This is a genomic window from Hyphomicrobium sp. (assembly GCF_009026145.1).
Classification (GTDB): Bacteria; Pseudomonadota; Alphaproteobacteria; order Rhizobiales; family Hyphomicrobiaceae; genus Hyphomicrobium_A.
Genome location: NZ_WBUE01000036.1, coordinates 19,028 through 37,334, shown reverse-complemented (window position 1 = coordinate 37,334; position 18,307 = coordinate 19,028). Strand labels below are relative to the sequence as shown.

Annotated in this window: 18 protein-coding genes and 1 pseudogene; 7 read left to right on the top strand and 12 right to left on the bottom strand. The window is 64.3% G+C overall.

All coding sequences use genetic code 11. The features are described 5' to 3' along the window. Positions 1-221: 221 nt before the first annotated feature. Genes F9K20_RS19445 through F9K20_RS19430 form a run of 4 tightly spaced genes read right to left on the bottom strand, consistent with a single transcriptional unit; the run spans position 222 to position 2,945 of the window. Positions 222-371 carry a type II toxin-antitoxin system RelE/ParE family toxin gene (locus F9K20_RS19445; RefSeq protein ID WP_291005886.1) on the bottom strand — a complete coding sequence of 50 codons (150 nt, stop codon included), beginning with the start codon at positions 369-371 and terminating at the stop codon, positions 222-224. Further along, on the bottom strand, positions 362-589 hold the full coding sequence (locus F9K20_RS19440) for a hypothetical protein (protein WP_291005884.1): 228 nt from the start codon (positions 587-589) through the stop codon (positions 362-364). The genes F9K20_RS19445 and F9K20_RS19440 overlap by 10 nt, the downstream gene beginning before the upstream one ends. A 60-nt stretch (positions 590-649) precedes the next feature. Then, on the bottom strand, positions 650-1,636 hold the full coding sequence (locus tag F9K20_RS19435) for a replication-relaxation family protein (protein ID WP_291005881.1): 987 nt from the start codon (positions 1,634-1,636) through the stop codon (positions 650-652). Between the two features lie 28 nt (positions 1,637-1,664). Then, positions 1,665-2,945, bottom strand: coding sequence for a type IV secretory system conjugative DNA transfer family protein (locus F9K20_RS19430; protein ID WP_291005880.1), 1,281 nt, complete (start codon positions 2,943-2,945; stop codon positions 1,665-1,667). A gap of 239 nt (positions 2,946-3,184) precedes the next feature. Here F9K20_RS19430 and F9K20_RS19425 point away from each other — a divergent pair, with 239 nt between their 5' ends. The 4 genes from F9K20_RS19425 to F9K20_RS19410 all read left to right on the top strand — a co-directional run bounded on the left by F9K20_RS19425 (position 3,185) and on the right by F9K20_RS19410 (position 4,745). Further along, positions 3,185-3,409, top strand: coding sequence for a hypothetical protein (locus F9K20_RS19425; protein ID WP_291005878.1), 225 nt, complete (start codon positions 3,185-3,187; stop codon positions 3,407-3,409). Further along, on the top strand, positions 3,406-3,693 hold the full coding sequence (locus F9K20_RS19420; RefSeq protein ID WP_291005876.1) for a type II toxin-antitoxin system RelE/ParE family toxin: 288 nt from the start codon (positions 3,406-3,408) through the stop codon (positions 3,691-3,693). The genes F9K20_RS19425 and F9K20_RS19420 overlap by 4 nt, the downstream gene beginning before the upstream one ends. Before the next feature lie 582 nt (positions 3,694-4,275). Beyond that, the gene (locus F9K20_RS19415) at positions 4,276-4,515 is read left to right on the top strand and encodes a type II toxin-antitoxin system HicB family antitoxin (protein ID WP_291005875.1); all 240 of its coding nucleotides are present in this window, start codon (positions 4,276-4,278) and stop codon (positions 4,513-4,515) included. Further along, positions 4,512-4,745 carry a type II toxin-antitoxin system HicA family toxin gene (locus F9K20_RS19410; protein ID WP_291005872.1) on the top strand — a complete coding sequence of 78 codons (234 nt, stop codon included), beginning with the start codon at positions 4,512-4,514 and terminating at the stop codon, positions 4,743-4,745. The genes F9K20_RS19415 and F9K20_RS19410 overlap by 4 nt, the downstream gene beginning before the upstream one ends. 280 nt (positions 4,746-5,025) lie before the next feature. Here the strand turns inward: F9K20_RS19410 and F9K20_RS19405 are convergent, their stop codons facing one another. The 3 genes from F9K20_RS19405 to F9K20_RS19395 form a co-directional block, all read right to left on the bottom strand. Further along, positions 5,026-5,382 carry a helix-turn-helix domain-containing protein gene (locus tag F9K20_RS19405; protein ID WP_291005869.1) on the bottom strand — a complete coding sequence of 119 codons (357 nt, stop codon included), beginning with the start codon at positions 5,380-5,382 and terminating at the stop codon, positions 5,026-5,028. Positions 5,383-5,442: 60 nt separating this feature from the next. Beyond that, the gene (locus tag F9K20_RS19400; protein ID WP_291005867.1) at positions 5,443-6,129 is read right to left on the bottom strand and encodes a hypothetical protein; all 687 of its coding nucleotides are present in this window, start codon (positions 6,127-6,129) and stop codon (positions 5,443-5,445) included. Between the two features lie 95 nt (positions 6,130-6,224). After that, positions 6,225-7,493 carry an integrase arm-type DNA-binding domain-containing protein gene (locus tag F9K20_RS19395; RefSeq protein WP_291005864.1) on the bottom strand — a complete coding sequence of 423 codons (1,269 nt, stop codon included), beginning with the start codon at positions 7,491-7,493 and terminating at the stop codon, positions 6,225-6,227. Positions 7,494-7,750: 257 nt separating this feature from the next. Between F9K20_RS19395 and F9K20_RS19390 the strand changes: the two are divergent. Then, positions 7,751-8,248: pseudogene (locus tag F9K20_RS19390) on the top strand (tyrosine-type recombinase/integrase); the annotation flags it as partial. 75 nt (positions 8,249-8,323) lie between these two features. Here F9K20_RS19390 and F9K20_RS19385 read toward each other — a convergent pair. The 3 genes from F9K20_RS19385 to F9K20_RS19375 form a co-directional block, all read right to left on the bottom strand. Continuing rightward, positions 8,324-9,235 carry a hypothetical protein gene (locus F9K20_RS19385; RefSeq protein ID WP_291005861.1) on the bottom strand — a complete coding sequence of 304 codons (912 nt, stop codon included), beginning with the start codon at positions 9,233-9,235 and terminating at the stop codon, positions 8,324-8,326. Positions 9,236-9,430: 195 nt separating this feature from the next. Beyond that, positions 9,431-10,744: a porin gene (locus F9K20_RS19380; protein WP_291005858.1), complete on the bottom strand. Its 1,314-nt coding sequence runs from the start codon at positions 10,742-10,744 to the stop codon at positions 9,431-9,433. A gap of 361 nt (positions 10,745-11,105) precedes the next feature. Beyond that, positions 11,106-11,546 (bottom strand): hypothetical protein, encoded by a 441-nt coding sequence (locus tag F9K20_RS19375; protein WP_291005855.1) that lies wholly within the window; start codon positions 11,544-11,546, stop codon positions 11,106-11,108. A gap of 544 nt (positions 11,547-12,090) precedes the next feature. Here F9K20_RS19375 and F9K20_RS19370 point away from each other — a divergent pair. Continuing rightward, positions 12,091-13,608, top strand: coding sequence for a glucan biosynthesis protein G (locus F9K20_RS19370; RefSeq protein WP_291005852.1), 1,518 nt, complete (start codon positions 12,091-12,093; stop codon positions 13,606-13,608). Then, entirely contained in the window at positions 13,605-15,551 is a 1,947-nt protein-coding gene (gene mdoH / locus F9K20_RS19365; RefSeq protein WP_291005850.1) for a glucans biosynthesis glucosyltransferase MdoH, read from the top strand. The genes F9K20_RS19370 and mdoH overlap by 4 nt, the downstream gene beginning before the upstream one ends. Here mdoH and F9K20_RS19360 read toward each other — a convergent pair. Both F9K20_RS19360 and F9K20_RS19355 read right to left on the bottom strand, forming a co-directional pair. Further along, a complete protein-coding gene (locus tag F9K20_RS19360; protein ID WP_291005847.1) occupies positions 15,535-16,599 on the bottom strand; it encodes a YcjF family protein in 1,065 nt (354 codons plus the stop codon). The genes mdoH and F9K20_RS19360 overlap by 17 nt on opposite strands. Then, positions 16,596-18,065, bottom strand: a complete 1,470-nt coding sequence (locus tag F9K20_RS19355; RefSeq protein ID WP_291005844.1) for a YcjX family protein — start codon at positions 18,063-18,065, stop codon at positions 16,596-16,598. The genes F9K20_RS19360 and F9K20_RS19355 overlap by 4 nt, the downstream gene beginning before the upstream one ends. Positions 18,066-18,307 lie beyond the last annotated feature (242 nt).

Genomic DNA, 18,307 nt, shown 5'->3' with positions numbered 1-18,307 from the left:
GGGTGGGGGCGTGAGGACCGTTGCTGTCCGTCGCGTGGGATCACGCGAGGCCGATATGCTCGCTGTCAGCGTTTGAGGTCACCGAGGTCGGGATCGCGTCGGGCGCTATGGCGAACGTGAAGTACCACGACAGCTTCGGCCGTCAGCGTGTAGCAGATGCGGTATGGGTAACGGGTTGGCGGCAGAATGCGGATCGACGGTTCGCTGGTGACGACGCCGATCTAGGGTGCCTGGCGCAGGCGGTTGATGCGCTGGCGCAGATGCATGCGCACGCGGTCGGCTGTGTCGGTGCCGGCATGCTCAGTGAGGTAGCTGCGGATTTCCAGAAGGTCGCGTTTGGCTTGAGCGTCGAGCCGAACTTTCAGCCCCATGGCTTGTCGAGGAGGTCGGCCGCTTCGTCCTCGGGCACGAACTCACCACGACGTGTGCGCTCGAGCGCCGGCCGGAGCACCGCGAGTTCTTCCTCGGAGAGTTGGTAGGGCTCGTCGGCGATCTCACTCAGGGCCTCGACGGCCGCCTGCTGGTGTGGTTCCGACAAGGAGCGCAGCTTGGCGAACAGAGTTTCGAGCTTTTCGTATGTCGTTGGCATAACAAACACTATCACGAATCTCGGGGACGATGCCAATGGCTGCCGGCAGCACGGTGCCCGTCATGGAGCCGGGCTGATAAGCGGGACCTCGTCGAGGAGACGCACGATCTCGCCCTTGCCGGTCGTCCATGGCAGCGCAAGTCCGTCGTGCGCATTGGCGAGCGCGTTACGATCGGTGAATAGGAACTGGCGCAAACCGCGGCCGGCCGTCGCCTCCTTCAGCGCGGCAATCATCGAGTGTGTCCGCTCGTGGGTGGTCGTGAGCGTGAGCACGCGGAAGTTGGCGATGCCGACCTGCCGGCCGAACAGATTCTCGGCGCCACCGCCCGCCGCGTAAGCGAGGAACTTGCGAAACATGGAGGTCTGCGTAGGACCTTTGCGCATCACCGGCATCGTCGCCCGGTCGGCCTCGAGGAAAAAATACTTAAGTCCTCGACCGACACCGTCGAGACCAAAGACGCAATCGGGGATTACGGAAAAGTCTGTCGCGTTTCCCTTGTTGTGCGTTCGAATCTGGAACGCGAAGGGATTGGGCATTGCTCGCGTCGGCCGCGGTGCAGCGGCGAGGATGTCGCGCGGCTCGATCAGCCGCGCGCCGGGGCGCGCACGCACGGCGACCTCGAGCGCCACCATGAGATCGGCGATGAGCAGCGTGTGCTCGATAAAAGGGCGGCGTGCTGTTCGGTTCTTGTCGGTCCAGTCGACCTTCGCTCGCTCGATGCCGGCGATCTCTGCAAGCAGGGCGGCACCACGGTTGCCGAGCGCGTACACCATCGGCCGCGAGCCAGCCGTCGCGTAGTAGTCGAGCTGCGAGCGCGGACGGTCGAGCAGGCCATTGTGAAAAAGCACGGCCAGGCGCTCAGTCACTTTCTTGTCGCTGCGGTGGGCGAGCAGGCGGATGAGATGCGTCGAGCGGAGAAAGCGATGCTTGGCGACGTGGCGGAGGATCAGTAGGTCGTCATCGGTCAGCGCCATCGGCGGCGGGCCTTCGCGCGCAAACCGGCTGCGGCGCGCTGTGGCGGGCGGTGACGGGCTCAAGATCGGCATGTGCCAATTGTAGCAAACGGGACGCCGGTCAAGCGCCGCTGAGGAACCGGGCGATCTTGGCTTCGACCGCTGCCCGCGGCCGCGCGCTGCGCGCGCGGGAACGGTTGCGCACGGCGTCGAAGCGGCCGCCGGCGATGTCTGCCGGCGGAGCCGTGTCGATGCGGCGGGGATCGGTCGGAACACCTGCGCGCAACAGCTTCGCCCACAGCGCGAAGTTGACCGTGTCGGTCAGTGCGCTCTTGCTCTCAATCCCGAGCTCGGCGGCGATCAGCGGGGCATCCTCGGCGCCGATGCGAAAGGCGAGGATCGATCCGGCGTTGCCGATGACGGCCTGGCGCAACAGGGGAGACAGCTGGCCCAAGAACTGGTGGGCGAGCACCAGGGCCAAACGGTACTTGCGCGCTTCCGACAGAATGGCGGCGAAGCTGTCGGTGGCAAAGTTCTGGAACTCATCGGCGTAGAGCGTGAAGTCGCGGCGCGCGTGCTCAGGCAGCTCGGCGCGCCCTTCGGCCGCCTGCGCGAAAGCCGTGGAGAGGAAAGCGCCGAGCAGGTGCGCCGGCGTCTCCCCGAGCTTACCCTTGGCGAGATTGACGATGAGCACCTGCCCGCTATCCATGATCCTGCGAATGTCGATCGTGCTCCGCACTTGGCCGAGCATGTTCCTCAAGGCTGGCGGCGACAGCAGCGTGCCGACCTTGTTCTGAATGGGCGCGATCGCTTCCGTCGCGTAGCGGTCGGAGTACTGCGCGAACTCGCTTTGCCAGAAGCTGCGCACGACGGGATCGCGCGCGTGCGCCAGAAGGCGCTTGCGATAGCCTTCATCCGCCAGCAGTCGTGGCAGCCCGAGCAACGTCGATCCCGGCGCATCGAGCAAAAGACGCAAACTGTTGGTCAGGATGTATTCGAGACGCGGACCCCACGAGCTGCCCCAGATGTGCTGGAAGGCGGCGACGATGTGCGCCGCCACCAGCGGCCGGTGATCGACACTCACGCCGTAAAGGGGATTGAAACCTACCGGGTGCGCCAGGTCGGAGGGGTCGAGGTAGACGACATCGTTGGTGCGCCAAGCCGGCGTCGCAGCGGCGACGGCCAGGGCCAGATCCCCGTGCGGGTCGATGAGCGCAAAGCCGTGGCCGCGCTCGAGATCGGCCAGCATCAAATTAAGGAGTAGCGTCGACTTGCCGGTACCGGTCTTGCCGATTAGGTAGATATGGCGCCGGCGATCGTTGCGACCGAGACGCGCCCAAGACCCATCGGGATGGGTTCCGAGCTCGATGTGATCGGCATCGTCGATGCTGTCGTCGACCATGGGTCGCCGTCCGAGCCGAGGCGTCTGTCGCAATGAGAGACGCTAAGTCGTGGCACTGCTTGTGTGTGGAGCGGCCAAGCCGGGGGCGGACGGCGGCCGCTGAGCGCGGCCGGCTGGTTTCTTGCCCTCCATTGTAGCAGTGCAGAACTTATATCGCGGCGCTATGCGGCTAGGCTGTGAATAAATGAAGCATGGTGGCAACATTTCGCACGCCGGAGACGGTGTGATAAAGTGTTTGCATGATGAAGGTACTTGAACAGGCGATTGAAAAGATCCGGAATCTGCCGGAGGAGCGGCAAGCGGCGGCGGCCGAGGCATTAGAACTCATCGCCGCACAAGCCGACGACGCACCACTGTCGGCCGACGAGCTTGAAGGTGTGAAGCGGGCGCAGGAGGCGGTGCGGCGCGGAGAATTCGCGAGTGACGCCAAAGTAAAGAAATTCTTCGGCCGCTATCGTTCATGATGCGGGTTCGGTTTTCCGAACTCGCGCTCGCCGATCTCGAGGAGCTCGCCGCGTACATCAGCCAGGACAGTCCAGTGGCCGCGCAACGGGTGATCAACCGCATCGAAGAGTTGTGCGAAAAGCTGGGCGCCGTGCCGGGTATGGGCCGCGTCTCCGAGCTGCCGCCGGCACGCAAATTCGTCGTGCCGCCGTGGCGCTACAAGATTATTTATGAGATCGACGAGGCCGCGCAGCAGGTCGTTATTCTCCGCGTTTATCACGGTGCGCGGAACATGCCGTATTGATCAACGCGTATTGAATATCGCCAAAATCTCAAGGCTCAGTTCGAACGAGGTCAGGTCCTCGTGTCCGCCATGTCGGCCTGCTCTCTCGAGAGAACGCCTGCGGCTGAAGGCAACGTTCGGCTCCTGCCAAGCGGACGGCCCGACCCCGGTCCTTTGCTCCTTTCGGCCCTACGTGCTTGAGACTCGATTGCGCGCGTAGCCGAAAGGACGGGCCGTCGTGTCCGTTAGGAGAGGACAGGAGGACCGAAAAGGACTGGGGTCGGGCGGGACGCCCGACATGGCGGATACTCAAGAAAAGCAGTCAACTCAGGTCATTATAGTTGTTTCGCGTGCTTTATGAGGGGGGATATCATGTATCCCCCGTCTAATCCCCACGTACCGCTTGGGAGTTATAGAATAGTCCATATGAATAGACTTGAATATTGCCTAACCGTCCAGCTCATACGTGAACATCAGCGAATATAGACCGACGAAGATTCACGGCGGCGTCACCGCGAACTCCGCAAACAGGGGCCGTTCATTGACAATCCACCCTCCCCCCGTACCATGAACCCCATCAAATCTATGAGAAGGCACATCGCGGTGGACAGTCGCTATACCTACACGGTCTTTCTCGAGCCCATGGAGGAGGGTGGCTTCCTGGTGCACGTGCCGGCGCTGCCGGAAGTCGTCACCGCCGGCGACACCGAGGACGAGGCGATGGCCATGGCCAAGGAGGCGATCGAGCTGGTGCTCGAAAGCCGTCGTGAGCGCGGCGAAGACATCCCCGTCGAGATCGGCAAGGCCCAGATGCGTGAGGTGACGGTTTCTCTGGCCGCATGACGGCACGCTTGCCCTCTCTGAAGGCCAGCGAGGTGATCCGCACCCTTGAGCGTGGCGGCTTCGTCGTGGTGCGCTCCGCCGGTAGCCATCATCGCCTCGTGCATCGCGACGACCCCAGCCGGGCGACAACCGTTGCCGTGCACAAGGGCCGGGACCTGCCGCGCCCCATGCTGCACGCAATCCTCAAGCAAGCGAGACTGAGCCCCGAGGAGTTTCTCGCATTGCTCTAAGACGACGGGCCACGACCAAGCCGGCTGCAGGCCATCAGGTGAATATGAAGCAGGTGTATCAACCTCGTAATTTTGGGCCACGAAGTCCAAATAAGTCAAGGGTTGCCGTTCCTAGTTTTTCATTTTCAATGAATGCATTCCCTATCTTAGTATTTTTCATCTGGAATATTCTTAACTGCATATTCTTATATAGAATGAATTGCGCTGGTGAGCAACTAGACTTGCCCCCGTGCAAATCTCGAATTGAGCTTATGCAAATTTAGACTTGCACCGGCGCAAATCAGGATTTGCTCTTCTTCTTCACGACGAAATTGATCGTGTAGTAGTTGGTCCGCCCCTGCCCGCGGCGCTCGATCTCGATGAGCGAATATTCCTCAAGCTCGGAAATGGCGCGGCTCACGGTCGAGACGTGCGCGCCCATGTGCTCGGCGAGGCGTTCCTGGCCGGGAAAGCACAGGTTGTTGTGCCAGGCGTAGCTCAGGAGCAGCGAGTAGGCGGTCTTGGCGTTGGCGGATAGCTCGGGATTGCGCAGGATGAAATTCGGCAGTTGCGTGAAGCCATGCCGCGCGATCGGATCGCTGGTGTTGAGCTTCAAGTTCTGCTCGATCGTTTGCAACTGACTGCCGATGTGGTCCATACGCCTTGTTGCAATTATAGGCCCTGCTCCCCTGCCCTTTCGGGTTATCAACAGTGACCGCTACGAGCTGGGGGCATCTTCCGGGCCGCGCTGTTCCGCTTCACTGCCGCGACCGAGCATCCAATCCTTCGCCTTTAACATGAAGTCGGCCAGCGTCTGGCTCTGGCCGACGGCCGTCATGCGTTGCAGCTCGAGCAATTGGGCCTGGCCCTTCAATTGGATCTCCTCCGTACGGCGTACCTGCGCTTCGTACTTGGCTTCAAGCTTCTCCACGCGATCCTCGAGGCGCTTCACATACGGGTGCTCGTAGATGTCGTGCTCTGGCGTGCTGCGGCGCGCCACGGCGGGCTCCGTCGCGTCAGGAATTACGGCCTCCGCCACTACGCCAGCGTCCGCCACTGGCGGACCGTGACGCGCTTCGTCGTGGTGTGGCGGGGCCAAAATATGGACACCGTCATGGCGCGCTTCGGCGAGCTCGTGCCCGCCGTGGCGCGCAGCATCCGTCAACGCAATCATGTCGCTTAATTGCTGAATGGCGCGCTCGACGGAGGCTTCGGTAACGAACCACGTCGGGCCGGTCTCTGTGTCGGCCTTGGTGCCGTCGAGCAAACCGCTCTGACAATAGCGAATGAGCGAGCGGCGGGATCGTCCGATGCCGGCCTCGGAGAAGCGCTGCATCACATCATCGAGGGGCAGCGTCGGGACCTGGCGCGCCTCGGCGGGCTGTGGCGAGCTCTGTCCATCCATATGCCGTCATTGTAACAGGGGAGAGGCCGACGGACGTCCTTATCCCCAGCCGAGGAACATGAACCGCGTTCGGCCCTCAGGATTGTCAAAAGAGCTTAACTGCTGTGGAGGCGTTTCAGGTCCGCCTCTTCTAGTGGGCCCACACAGCTCGAACATTTCATTGCCGGCGTGCAGAACTCCGCCCATGCCGCCATGAGTTCACGGCGCTTGGCGAGAAGGTGGCCACGCCGATAGGCGGCCTCCACTTTGTTCTTAATCGCGTGAGCGAGAGCCATCTCGGCGACCTCCGGTGGGAAGGTGGTCTCTTCCGCGGCCCAATCGCGGAAGCTCGAGCGAAAACCGTGCGGAGTGCAGGTGCCTTTATCGTAACCGAGGCCGTCGCGGGCGACGAGGAACCTGTTCTCCGGCATGATGTGCCCCGTGTGGGTGTCGGGGAAGATGAACTCGGAAGCGGAGCCCACTTTGGCTTTTGCCAGGATCCCTACGCAACGCCGCGACAGGGGCACGACGTGATCGCGACCGGACTTCATGCGGCGGCCGGTGGCGGCGTCCTGCCCGGGTATCGTCCAAGTTGCCACGTTGCGATCGAGCTCGTCCCAGCGTGCGCTGCGCACATCGGCCGTGCGGGTCGCCGTCAAAATCAGAAACTCGAACGCGAGTTTGGTTATCGATTCGGCATTTCCCGAGCGCAGCTTGGCGATGAAGTCCGGGACTTCTACGTAGGGAAGCGCCGGGTGGTGGCGGTCGGCCCGGCTGTGTTTGGGCAGTGCATCGTTCAAGAGGCGTGTCGGGTTGTCGCCGGAGCGGTGTCCGGCTGCGCGTGCCCAGTCGAGTATGGTCGCGAGCCGCTGCTTCACGCGGCGCGCCGTCTCCGGCTTGCTGCCCCAAATTGGTGCGAGGACCTGCAGAATCTCAGGAGTGGCGATCTCGTTGACGGGTGTCGAGCCGATGAGCGGAAAGGCGTAGTCGGATAAGCTGTTGATCCATTGCTCGACATGCTTGCCGTTGCGCCACTCTAAGCGACGCTGGTCGTAGACCTGGTAAGCGGCCTCTTGGAACGTGAGCGAGGCCGGCGACGGCGCAACTACCCGCCTATTCGCACGTGGGTCGATCCCGCGATGGGCCTTTGAGCGATACTCGGCGGCGCGTTCGCGCGCCTCGGCGAGGGAGACCTTGTGAATAGGTCCCAGCCCGAAGTCGCGCCGCTTGCCATTGATCGTGAGGCGCATCGCCCAGCGCTTGCGGCCGTTGCGATCGACCTCGAGAAAGAGGCCGCCGCCATCTCCGTGCCAGCCGGGCTCGCTGATGTGTTTGATGGCCGCGGCCGAGAGCCGGTGGATGCCTTGCGAGTTGCGCGAACGCATGCAGTTTTGCTCAGTACACGCCAGACGTTTGCGTGGGGATTCGAAGTGAGGCCTTCAAAAATCCCCCACGTTCTACCCCACGCGCATTTTGCGATCTAGGGTGATTGAACGTGCCGCAGTGAGCCTATTATCGAGAGGGATCGTGGCAGAATAATAGCTGAAACCAGCAACTTACTGCGGTCGTTATGTTCTAGTATGCGTCGCTGTGTGCTGCCATGAACAGAACATGAAATGGCGGATGGGTTGTCCGCCTACTCGCCTATCACGGCATGCGCAGCGGAGAGGCCTGTCAGCTTCGGTGTGAGGACGTGGTCTCGCTGCACGGGGTGCCGGTCCTGCGCATCCATGATTTGTATGGCTCGCTGAAGAATCGCGCCAGCGTGCGGGACATCCCGGTTCATCCCGCCTGCATGGCCATCTGCGATCTCGCGCATGCGGTCGCCGCTGATCGAGCGCCTGAGCCCTGGCTCTTCCCATCGCTGCCAGTTAAGCGGCTCGGTCGTGGCCGGTGGTTCCAGGATTACGGCAGTCGGTTCTTGCGCAAAAAGGTCGGCATAGCCGATCCACGATACACGATGCATTCGTTCCGCCATTTATGGCGTACGCTCGCGCGGGAGTGCGAGATGCCAGAGAGCGTGTCGAGAAGTATTATGGGCCACACTCTCGGAGGCGGCGAGCACGGTGCCTATGGCAGTGCGCCCTCTTTGAAGCGCCGCGCGGAGTGGCTAGCCAAAATCGATCCGCTGCAAGATTAGCACTGGTCGAGCGAACTCTCGTGAGACGCGAGCACATTAGAAGTACTCGTCCGATACAACCTTGCGTGAGCAAACTCAACGGCCAAGCGCCAGCGCGGATGTTGGGTCGCTCGTGGGGGAAGCGACAAAAGACGGCAGTAACATCCTGATTTGGCGATTTATCTTTCGGACAACCCATCCGAAGGTCTCGCTCTCGGAACTCAAGGCGGCGAAGATGGCCCTCACGTGCTCTGCGGTGAATCCTTGCCGGCGGGGGGCAAGGGCATTGCCGAGCTCGCGTGCCTTCACGCTATCGAGCGGATTTGCCGTCAGGATGCCCTCGCTCATCGCAACGGCGAACAGCGCATGCATCCGGCTCAAGTGTTCGGCAAGGTTTTTGGGCTTCATGCCTGGCAGCTGCTCTAACGCATCGCGATAAGCCACGGCATGTGCGCGGGTTATTTCATGCGCGGGCAGATTTCCCACCAAATCGATGAACCGGCGCACGCAAAGCCCTACCTTGGCTCGCCCGATAGGACTGCGTGGCGATCTGACCGTTTCCCACAGCTCCACGAGCGCGAGTAAAGATAGGCTTGCTGATGATCCGACCGCCATTTGTGCTGCCAATGGCGTCGCGGGCTCACGTTCCTGGCCGGGGACAGCCCGGTCGGCATCGAAAGAGACCACATCAGCCATCTGAGCTGCGGGTAGTAAATCGGCGGCGCGAGCCAACTCCCTCCAGCTGTCAAACCCGCCCGCCGCGATGGCCGTAGCGCGCTCGACGGGCGACAGGGCGCGCAGAGCCATGATCCGCCGCCCGTGCTCATGCGCCAGTGCATGCGCCAGTGTCGCGGCTTCCGTCCGGGACACGGGGCCGAGGTACTTGACCCAGGCTTGCTTGTTCTTCTCGAGGGGCTGGAGATCCTTGGGGATAGCGCGCAGGTATTTGAAACCGGACCCGTGCGGCACGATGTAGCTCTTCCGGTAGGGTCCACGATCGGCACTCATCCCGGGCAAATCTAACCCAAATTCTAACCCAGTCCAATACCATTACGGCGATCGACCTCTGCTTGAACGATGTTCTCCAACCGCTTCTGTCGGTCGCGGTCCTGGCGGTCTAGGCCAGATTTTCGGCCCGGCCAAAAGAAAGAAGCCGCCCCGTTGCGGGGGCGGCCTCCTTTTCTTGCAGTGAGTGTCGGTGGCTCAGAAGTTGATGAGCGCGCCGGCCTTCACCATGTCGAAGTCCTCGGTCGGGACGTCGCCCGTGATGACGAAGTTGTCGTGGACATCGGCCGAAAGGTGGCGATACGACACCCACAGCGACATGGCGGCGGCGTCAATCTCCTGCACGACGCCCACACCAAACATCTCAACTTCGGACGTGCACTCGTTGACGTTGTTGCAGTTAACATTTGGGACGTTGCTGCTGAGACCGGTGAGACCGAACCCCGCGTCATTGTTGGACCGCTGGTACTCACCGTAGAGCACGGTGTGACCAAGCGGGCTCCAGCGCTCGCGCAGACCGGCCTTGACGTACCAGAAGTCGTTCAGGTCAGGACCGGCCATCGCTTCGAGCTGGCCATAGGCACCGTAGAGGAACAGGCCCGTCGCTACGTGCTCGACATAACCGCCGACCTGGAAGAACTCCGTGTCCGGAGCCTGCGCGATGAGGCCACCGTTAGGGACGGAAGCAAGCGTGTTCGAGTCCGTCGCCTCGCTGTAGGCAGCGGCCACGGCAACCTTAAATCCGCCGTGCTCGCCCGCATAGCGCGCGGCGACATCCCAGAAGTCATCCTCACCCCACGAGGCCGAGGCCGAGAAGCCACCGAAAGTTGGCGAGTCGTAGCGGACGGAGTTCAACGGAATGCCGTTGCAGTCCGTGCAGCCCATGGCTGTAAACCAATTGCTACCGGTGCTGCCGTTCGTGCCACGCAGGAAGAATCCGCCGTATTCGAACGCCACGAAGTTCGCCGGAACGAGCGAGCCCGAGCCGTCGACGAGGATGGCGGTGTTGTCAGAGGCCTGCGACTGCTTGCCGACGCTCAACTTGCCGAGGTGGTCGCTCTTGATGAACCAGAAGGACTGCAGCGTGTTGAGGCCGGAGTTGCCACCACCATAGAGGCTGGAGCCCGTGGCCACATTCTGATTGATCGCCAGCAGCGTCTCGCTGCCGTAGACTTCCACCTGGATCACGTAACCAGCATACCAGCCTGGAGAGATCGTCGCCTGGCCGGTCAACTTGAAGTGGCTGGCCAGCGTCGTGCCGATGCCACCTACGTAGACGTTGCTCTCAACGCCGTCGTCCCACCACATGACCTGCTCGGCGACCCAACCCGAAAGGGTGAGAGACACTTTGCGGTTGCCCTTGCGGGCGGTCGTGGCCTCGAGCTCAGCGATACGCTCCTCGAGATCAGCGCAGCAGTTGCCCCCCAGATCGGCGGCGGAGGCGCTGCCAGCGGAAAGACCGCCAGCCAGCAGGCCTGCTGCCACCAGGGCGCCAAAACCATACTTTTTCATTGACCTACTCCCGTCTGCTTACTTTCTGATGGCGACGCCACGCACAAGTGCCGCCTACTCCCTACAAAACCCAACGCAACGTTCGTTCACTTGCACCGCGGCGGCCGCGAAGCCGAATCACCGCTCGGGGCAAAAGATTAAGCAGAGATTGACTGCTCAGGAAACGGGCTGCGCGCCCAAAGCAGCGGAATCCCCCGACGTTGTGTCTCAGTTGCAACGTCTCGCATTTTGGCCACAACTCTCTGCGTTCGCACGATTTTCCATCGCTTCAGCCGTGTATCTGTGACGGGGTTATCCCCAGAAGGTCGTGCCCTATGTGCGTTCGGCCACGCTTTTCGCTGCCGGCTGCCGCCCATCGCGGTCAGCTTGCCGTGCCCTGGCGGCGATTGCGGCGCGACCGGATGAACTCCCGCGACAAGAGCGCCAGCAAAATGACGACGAAGGCCATGCTGTGCGTCACCAGCACCATGGCCGGGCGGTCGACGAAGCTCTGGCCGACAAAGTGCTGGAAGAAGGCCGGCTGGAAGCGCGCCGCCTCGCCGTAGAGGGCCCGGTACTGGTCCAAGGTGGCGTCGAGCAGCAGGTAGGTGTTGGCCAGCGCCTTGCCGTTGATCCACTCGAACAGCGCGATACCGCCGAGCGCGAAGGCGCGGGCGATGATGTTGAGGCTTTCCACCGCCTCGTCGTAGATGAACAGCAGCGCGAAGATGGCGATGTGGGCGGTGACGAAGAACTGCCAGAGGAAATCGATCTGCGAGCGGATCGACAGGATCGCCTCGATGAGCGTCGCTTCCTCAATCATGCCGGCTTCCCCCACGACGCCGGCGGGTTCCCCTCCGGTCATCGCCACGCAACTGGTTACTGACACGCACTTGCGACCCCATCTTCCCCCAGGGCCGCCCGCTCGCCAAGAGCGGTTTCAGCGTCAACTTTAGCGGCCGGAATATGCAGGCAATGTGACGCCACCCGCATGCGCTGCGGCGTCGCACGCCTCAATCGCAGCGGAGCCGCTGCACCGTCATCCGCTTGCCCAAATCTTACGGCTACAGTATTCTGCTGCAGCGCAATAAACGGCGCCAATCGATCGCGTAGACCTGCTTCCCGGGACATGGTTGGTCGGCCATGCGAAGCAGCGCGCCGGTCGTAAGTTCGTCGGAAGGAAACGCCGTACAGGGCTGTTATGCCGCTGCAATGAAGGCTCGCGCCCGGGAGTATTTCCTTGGCGTGACGTGGCAGAGGCGAACGCCGGGGGTGCGGTGTGCGTTGATTGCCGGCGAGGGGCCCCACAGGCACGGAAAGCAGAAGAATAGATGCATGCGACGCGGTTGGACCGGCGATCGGTCCTGATGACGGCGGGTGCCTTCGCGATGCTGGGTGCAAGCATGCGCGCGGGTGCGCTGTCGCGCGCGCTGGCCGAGCCGGTGACCGACTCTGCGACCGCCTTCAGCCCTACACTGGTGCAGAACATCGCCCAGCAGCTGTCCACCAGCGAGTTCGCCAGCCCGTCGCTGACGCTGCCGGACTCCTTCAAGCAGCTTTCCTACGATCAGTTTCGCGACGTGCGCTTCCGCACCGAGCAAGCGATCTGGCGCGGCGACAAGATCGACTTCGAGCTGCAGCTCTTGCCCATGGGCTGGCTGTACAACACCCCGGTCGAGGTGTGGCTCGTCGACGGCGGCTCGGCCAAGCGGCTCAAGGCCGACAGCAACCTGTTCTCGCTCGGACCTCTCATCAAAGCTGCGGGGCCGGGCGCGCCCTATGGCTTCTCGGGCTTTCGCGTGCACGGGCCGATCAACCGCCCCGACTATTTCGACGAGTATGTCGTGTTCCAGGGCGCGAGCTATTTCCGCGCCGTCGGCCGCGGTCAGCTTTACGGGATGTCGGCGCGCGGCCTCGCCATCAACACGGCGCGTCCGGGCGGCGAGGAGTTTCCGCTCTTCCGCTCCTTCTGGATCGAGAAGCCCAAGCCCGGCGAGCGTTCGATCGTCATCCACGCGGTGCTCGACTCTGAATCGACCACCGGCGCCTACCGTTTTCAGGCCGAGCCAGGCGAGGCGACCACCATCGACGTCGAGGCGACGCTCTATCCGCGCCGCCAACTGACGCACGTCGGCATCGGGCCGCTGACCAGCATGTACCTGCACGGGCCGGGGCACCATCGCATCGATGACGACTTCCGTCCGGCCGTGCACGACAGCGACGGGCTAGCCATCTACAACGGCAACAGCGAGTGCATCTGGCGCCCGCTGACCAATCCACGCACCCTGCAGACGAGCGCCTTCCTCGACAGCAACGTCAAGGGTTTCGGCCTCTGCCAGCGGGCGCGCTCGTTTCATTCCTACGAGGATCTCGAGGCGCGCTATGAGCGGCGCCCCACGGTGTGGATCGAGCCCAAGGGCACATGGGGCGCCGGCTATGTCGAGCTGATCGAGATTCCGACCAGCGAAGAGATCCACGACAACATCGTTGCCTACTGGAAGCCCGCCAAGGGACTGGAGCCGGGCACGCCGTTCTCCTTCAGCTACCGCATGTACTGGACGAACACCCTGCCCATCGCGTGGAGCGGCGCCTCGGCAGCGGCAACGCGCGTCGGCCGCGGCAAGCTCGAAGGCGCGACGAAATTCGTCGTCGACTTTACGGGTCCCGCCTTGACCGGCCAGCGGCAGATGCCGGTCGCCGTCGTCACCGCCTATCCCGGCACGGTGTCCGACATTTCCGTGCACGAAAATCCCGAGGCCAACGGGGTGCGCGTCAGCTTCGAGCTCGACCCCGGTGGAACCGAACTTTCCGAACTTCGTTTGGCACTGAGGCTCGGGGACCAGCAGATCTCCGAGACCTGGCTCTATCGATGGACCAAATCATGAGCGAACTTACCGTGGCCGGCCAGAAGATCGGTCGCATCCCTGACGCCAGCAGCCCCGAGTTGTTGCCGGCGGAGGTTCCGCTCGAGATGCCCGATCAGGACTTCAAGGCGCGCGGTGCAAAGCCGCGGCGCCGGCGCGGATATTGGATCCCGCGCGCGGCCGTATTCACCGGCGCGGCGCTGCTGACGGCAGCCTTCGCCTACGAGCTCCATAGCGTGCTCGCCGTCGAGCAGGCGACGCCGCTGCAGTTCCTGTTCCTCATCGTGTCGACCATCGCCTTCGGCTGGATCGCGCTCGGCTCGCTGAACGCGGCGCTGGGCTTCATTCCGCTGTTCGGCGGCGAGAAGGCCGACACCATCGACCTGCCGCTGCCCGGGGCGCCGCTCACGACGCGCACGGCGCTGCTGTTCCCCGTCTACCACGAGGACCCCGCGCGCATCGCCGGCACCGTGCAGGCCATCGCGCTCGAGCTCCAGTCGATGGGCAGCGCGGCCGCCTTCGACGTCTTCATTCTTTCCGATACGCGCGATGAGGGTGACGGCGCCGCCGAGGAGAGCGCCTATCGCGCCCTGCGCCACCGCCTGAAGGACACCATCCCGGTCTACTACCGGCGCCGGCGCGAGAACCGCGGCCGCAAGGCCGGCAACATCAAGGATTGGGTGCGCCGCTTCGGCGGCGGCTATCAGCACTTCGTCGTGCTCGACGGCGACAGCGTGATGTCCGGCACCACGCTGGTGCGGCTCGCGCTCGCCATGCAGCGCGACGAGATGGCCGGCCTCATCCAGACCGTCCCCCGCCTCACCGGCGCGACGACGCTGCTGCAGTACCTCACCCAATTCGCCTCCAATGTTTATGGTCCGCTGGTCGCCGCCGGACTCGCGTTCTGGCACCGCGACCAGGGCAACTACTGGGGTCACAACGCGATCATCCGCACGGTGGCGTTCGCCTCGGCGGCCGGACTGCCGACGCTGCCGGGGCGCGCGCCCTTCGGCGGCGACATCCAGAGCCACGACTTCGTCGAGGCGGTGCTCTTGGCGCGCGCCGACTGGGGCGTGCACATGGTGCCGACTATCGAGGGCTCCTACGAGGGCCAGCCGCCGACGCTGCCCGACGTCGTCGCCCGCGACCGGCGCTGGGCGCAGGGCAACCTGCAGCACCTCGGCATCGTATTCGGCTCCAACATCACCACCATGGGACGCCTGCACCTGTTGATGGGCGCCACGTCCTATCTGATGTCGCTGGTGTGGGCCTCCTCGCTCGTCGTCGGCATCGTGCTCGCCCTGCAAGGCCAGCAGATGATCCCGAGCTACTTCATCGACGAGAAGACGCTGTTCCCGGTATGGCCGGTGACGGACCCCGGCGCTGCGCTGCGGCTGTTCTTCGCCACCATGCTGATCGTGCTGATGCCGAAGTTCTTGGGGCTGGCGCTGGAGATCAAGCGCGTGCACCATGCGCGCGAAACGTTCGGCACGGTGCGTGCCGTGCTCGGCGTGGTGACGGAAACGTTCTTCTCGATCCTGTTGTCGCCCATCCTCATGGTGACGCAGACGGTGGCCGTGTTCCAGGTGCTGTTCGGGCTCGATAGCGGCTGGCGCACGCAGAGCCGCGACGGCGCCGGCATTCCGTTCGCGGAAGCGGTGCGCTTCCACCGCTGGCACATGCTGCTCGGCGCCGTGATGGCGGTGGCCTGCTACGAGGCCTCGGCGCTGGTCCTCGCCTGGATGTCGCCGGTCATCCTCGGCCTCGTGCTCTCCGCGCCGCTGAGCTGGCTGACGTCGCGCCGCGCCGCAAGTCCCTTCCGCGCACTGCTGTCGACACGCGACGGACGCTCGCCCCCGGCCATCGTCGAGAGCGCACGCCGGGCGACCGGCGAGTGGGCCGATCACATCGCCACGCGCTCCATCGAAACTGGGACCGTCGTTGAGATCACCCGCGCCGCTTGACCGTCTCCTCGCCGCCAACGGCGACGGCGGCGTTGCGCCGGAAGGCTTCCGCCAGCATGTCGCGCGCACGCACGGGCGGCGCGGCTATGAACGGCAATGGCCGGCACACCTCCACGGCCGCCGCCCCGACGCGCGCGGTGAGGGCGCCGTTGAAGGCGCCTTCGCCCAGCCGGCGCGACAGCCGCCGCAGTAGATCCTGCCCCAGGAACTGCCCGAGCAGATCGTCGGTCAAGGCGACGCCGCCCGTGGCGAGGATGTGCCCGACGACGAGCTTGGCGAGCCGCAGCGCGCCGAGCGGACCGGGGCGGCCACCATACAACCCGGCGATGGCGCGCAGCATGCGCAGGTTCTCGATCAGCACGTAGAGCATGGCGATCCAGGCCATCGGACTGATGGCCGTGACCATGCCGATGCGCTTGGCGGCGGCCAGCACCGTGCGCCGCGCCTCCTGGTCGAGCGGCATGATCAGCTCGCGATCGGCCAGCGCCAGGAGATCGCCGGGGTTCATCACCGAGCGCTCGTGCTCGGCGAAGCGGGCGAGCGGCCACTGCAGGTCGGCACGACCGCCGAGCACATTCTTCAGATGGCGAACGGCGCGCCGCTCGCTGGCAATGTCGGCGGTATTGAGAGCGTGCGTCACCTCCTGGCGCAGCGCGCCGAGCCGGGCGAGGCGGAAGAGGCCGTAGATCTCGCGCAGGATGAGGACGACGGCAGAGACGCCGACGAGGCACAATAGCGCGAAGGCGATCCAGCCGATCCAATCCTGCCGCGCCAGCGCCACCTCGACGTAGCGCGTGAACCACAGCGTGGTCGCCAGCGCGAGGAGGCCGGCGATGCCGGAGAGCAATAGAGCGCCCCAACGAATGCCGCGCGACAGATCGGCGACGGTCGGGCGCACGGTGGTGCGTGTCGCCTGACGCCGGCGGCGAGCCGCCAGCGGGTCGGCATCGGTTGGAGGTGGCTCGACGGTTTCGGCGGCGCTCGCGCGCAAGGCGGGATCGTCGGTCGCAAAGGCGCGCGGGCGCCGGATGTCGGTATCTGACGTCATGCGAGCCAATCCGAAAGCAGGAAATCGAGGGCGCGGTCGAGCCGGATGTGCGGCAGCGGCGGGGATTCCCCATCGATGCCGGGTGGCATGAGGCGCGGCGGGCGGAAGCGCACGAAGTGCAGGCCGGCAGGAGCCGCGTCGGGCTTCAGAGCATCGCGCGGATTGGCGGGGAGGTCGCCGGGAAACACCGCCGCCTCCGTCTTGCCGTCGAACACCTTGCCGCCGATGCGCTCGCCCGGCATCGGCACGCCGACGATGCAAGGCAGCCACTCGTTGCCGACCTTGGCATCGGCCTCGCGCGTGGCCCGCAACGCGGCGAGCGCCTGCACGCCGACCTCGGCGCCGGTATCGGCGGCGCGGCCCATGGCGCGGTCGGTTATGACACGCAAGATCGCCTCCAGCCGGTCGTGGCTCGAGGAATGAATATGGTCTGCCTTGGTGGCGGCGAACAGCAGCTTGTCGATGCGGCGCGCGAACAGGGCGCTGAGCCAGCCACCGGAGCCGGTGCGAAAGACGCGCAATATGGCGTCCAGCGCCCGCTGCAGATCGACGACCGCGTCACCGCCCTCGTTCAGCGGGCCGAGCACGTCGACGAGCACGATCTGGCGGTCGAGGCGGCTGAAGTGGTCGCGAAAGAATGGGCGCACGACGTGCGTCTTATAGCTCTCGAAGCGCCGCGCCATCATGGCGGCCAGCGAGCCTCGGCCGTAGCTCGGCTTGTCGCCGAGGGCGAGCGGACAGAACGTCAGCAGGGGCGAGCCCTCAAGGTCGCCGGGTAAGAGGAAGCGCCCCGGACCGGTGGTATGCAGCACGTGGTCGTCGGCGCGCGCGGCCTTCAGGTAGGCGGCGAACAGGCTGGCACCGCGCAGCGCCATCTGCTCGTCCTTGCCCGCCTGCGGATCGGTGGAGGCGAGGAAATCGAGCCATGCCTGGGCATGCGCTTGCCGGCGCGGGGTGCGCGCCTGCGCGACCGCCTCGGCGCACCAGGCATCGTAGCTCATGTCGAGCAGCGGCAGGTCGATCAGCCACTCGCCGGGGTAGTCGACGACGTCGAGATTGAGGCGCGAGATGCCGAAGGCGCGGCGCAGGACGCTGGCCGACTTGAACTCGATGGTGACGCGCACCTGGCTCAAGCGGCGCGTGCTCTCCGGCCATTGGGGCGGATCGCGCGCCAGATCTTCCAGGTGCGCCTCGTAGTCGAAGCGCGGTACCTGGTCGTCGGGTTGCGGCTCGAGGTAGGCGCGCTCGATGCGCCCCTCGGCCTCCGGCATGAAGAACGGCAGGCGGCCGCCGGAGACGAGATTGCGGATGAGGGCGGTGATGAAGATCGTCTTGCCGGCGCGGGACAGCCCGGTGACGCCGAGCCGCAGCGTTGGCGTCATCATGTCGGTCAGCACGGCGCCGGCGCGGTGCCAGGCCTGGCGGGTGGGATCGTCCAGATCGGAAGCGGAGTTGGAGGCGGACAAGGCGGGGGACCTCGCTAGTGTGATGATCGAGAAATTCGCCATCATCAGCGGCGAGGTGCCGAGCGAATTTCTCGATCTGAATCACACTAGCAAGTCTATACTTTCTAGTGTCCCTTATGATTCCGAAGTTCGCTCCCGGCCCCAGCTGCGAACTCCGGCGAACTTCGGAATCGCGACACTAGAGGTCCCCTTAGCTAGTGAAAAGCGAGCGCCGCGGCAAGCGACGCAACGCAGCGTTGCAC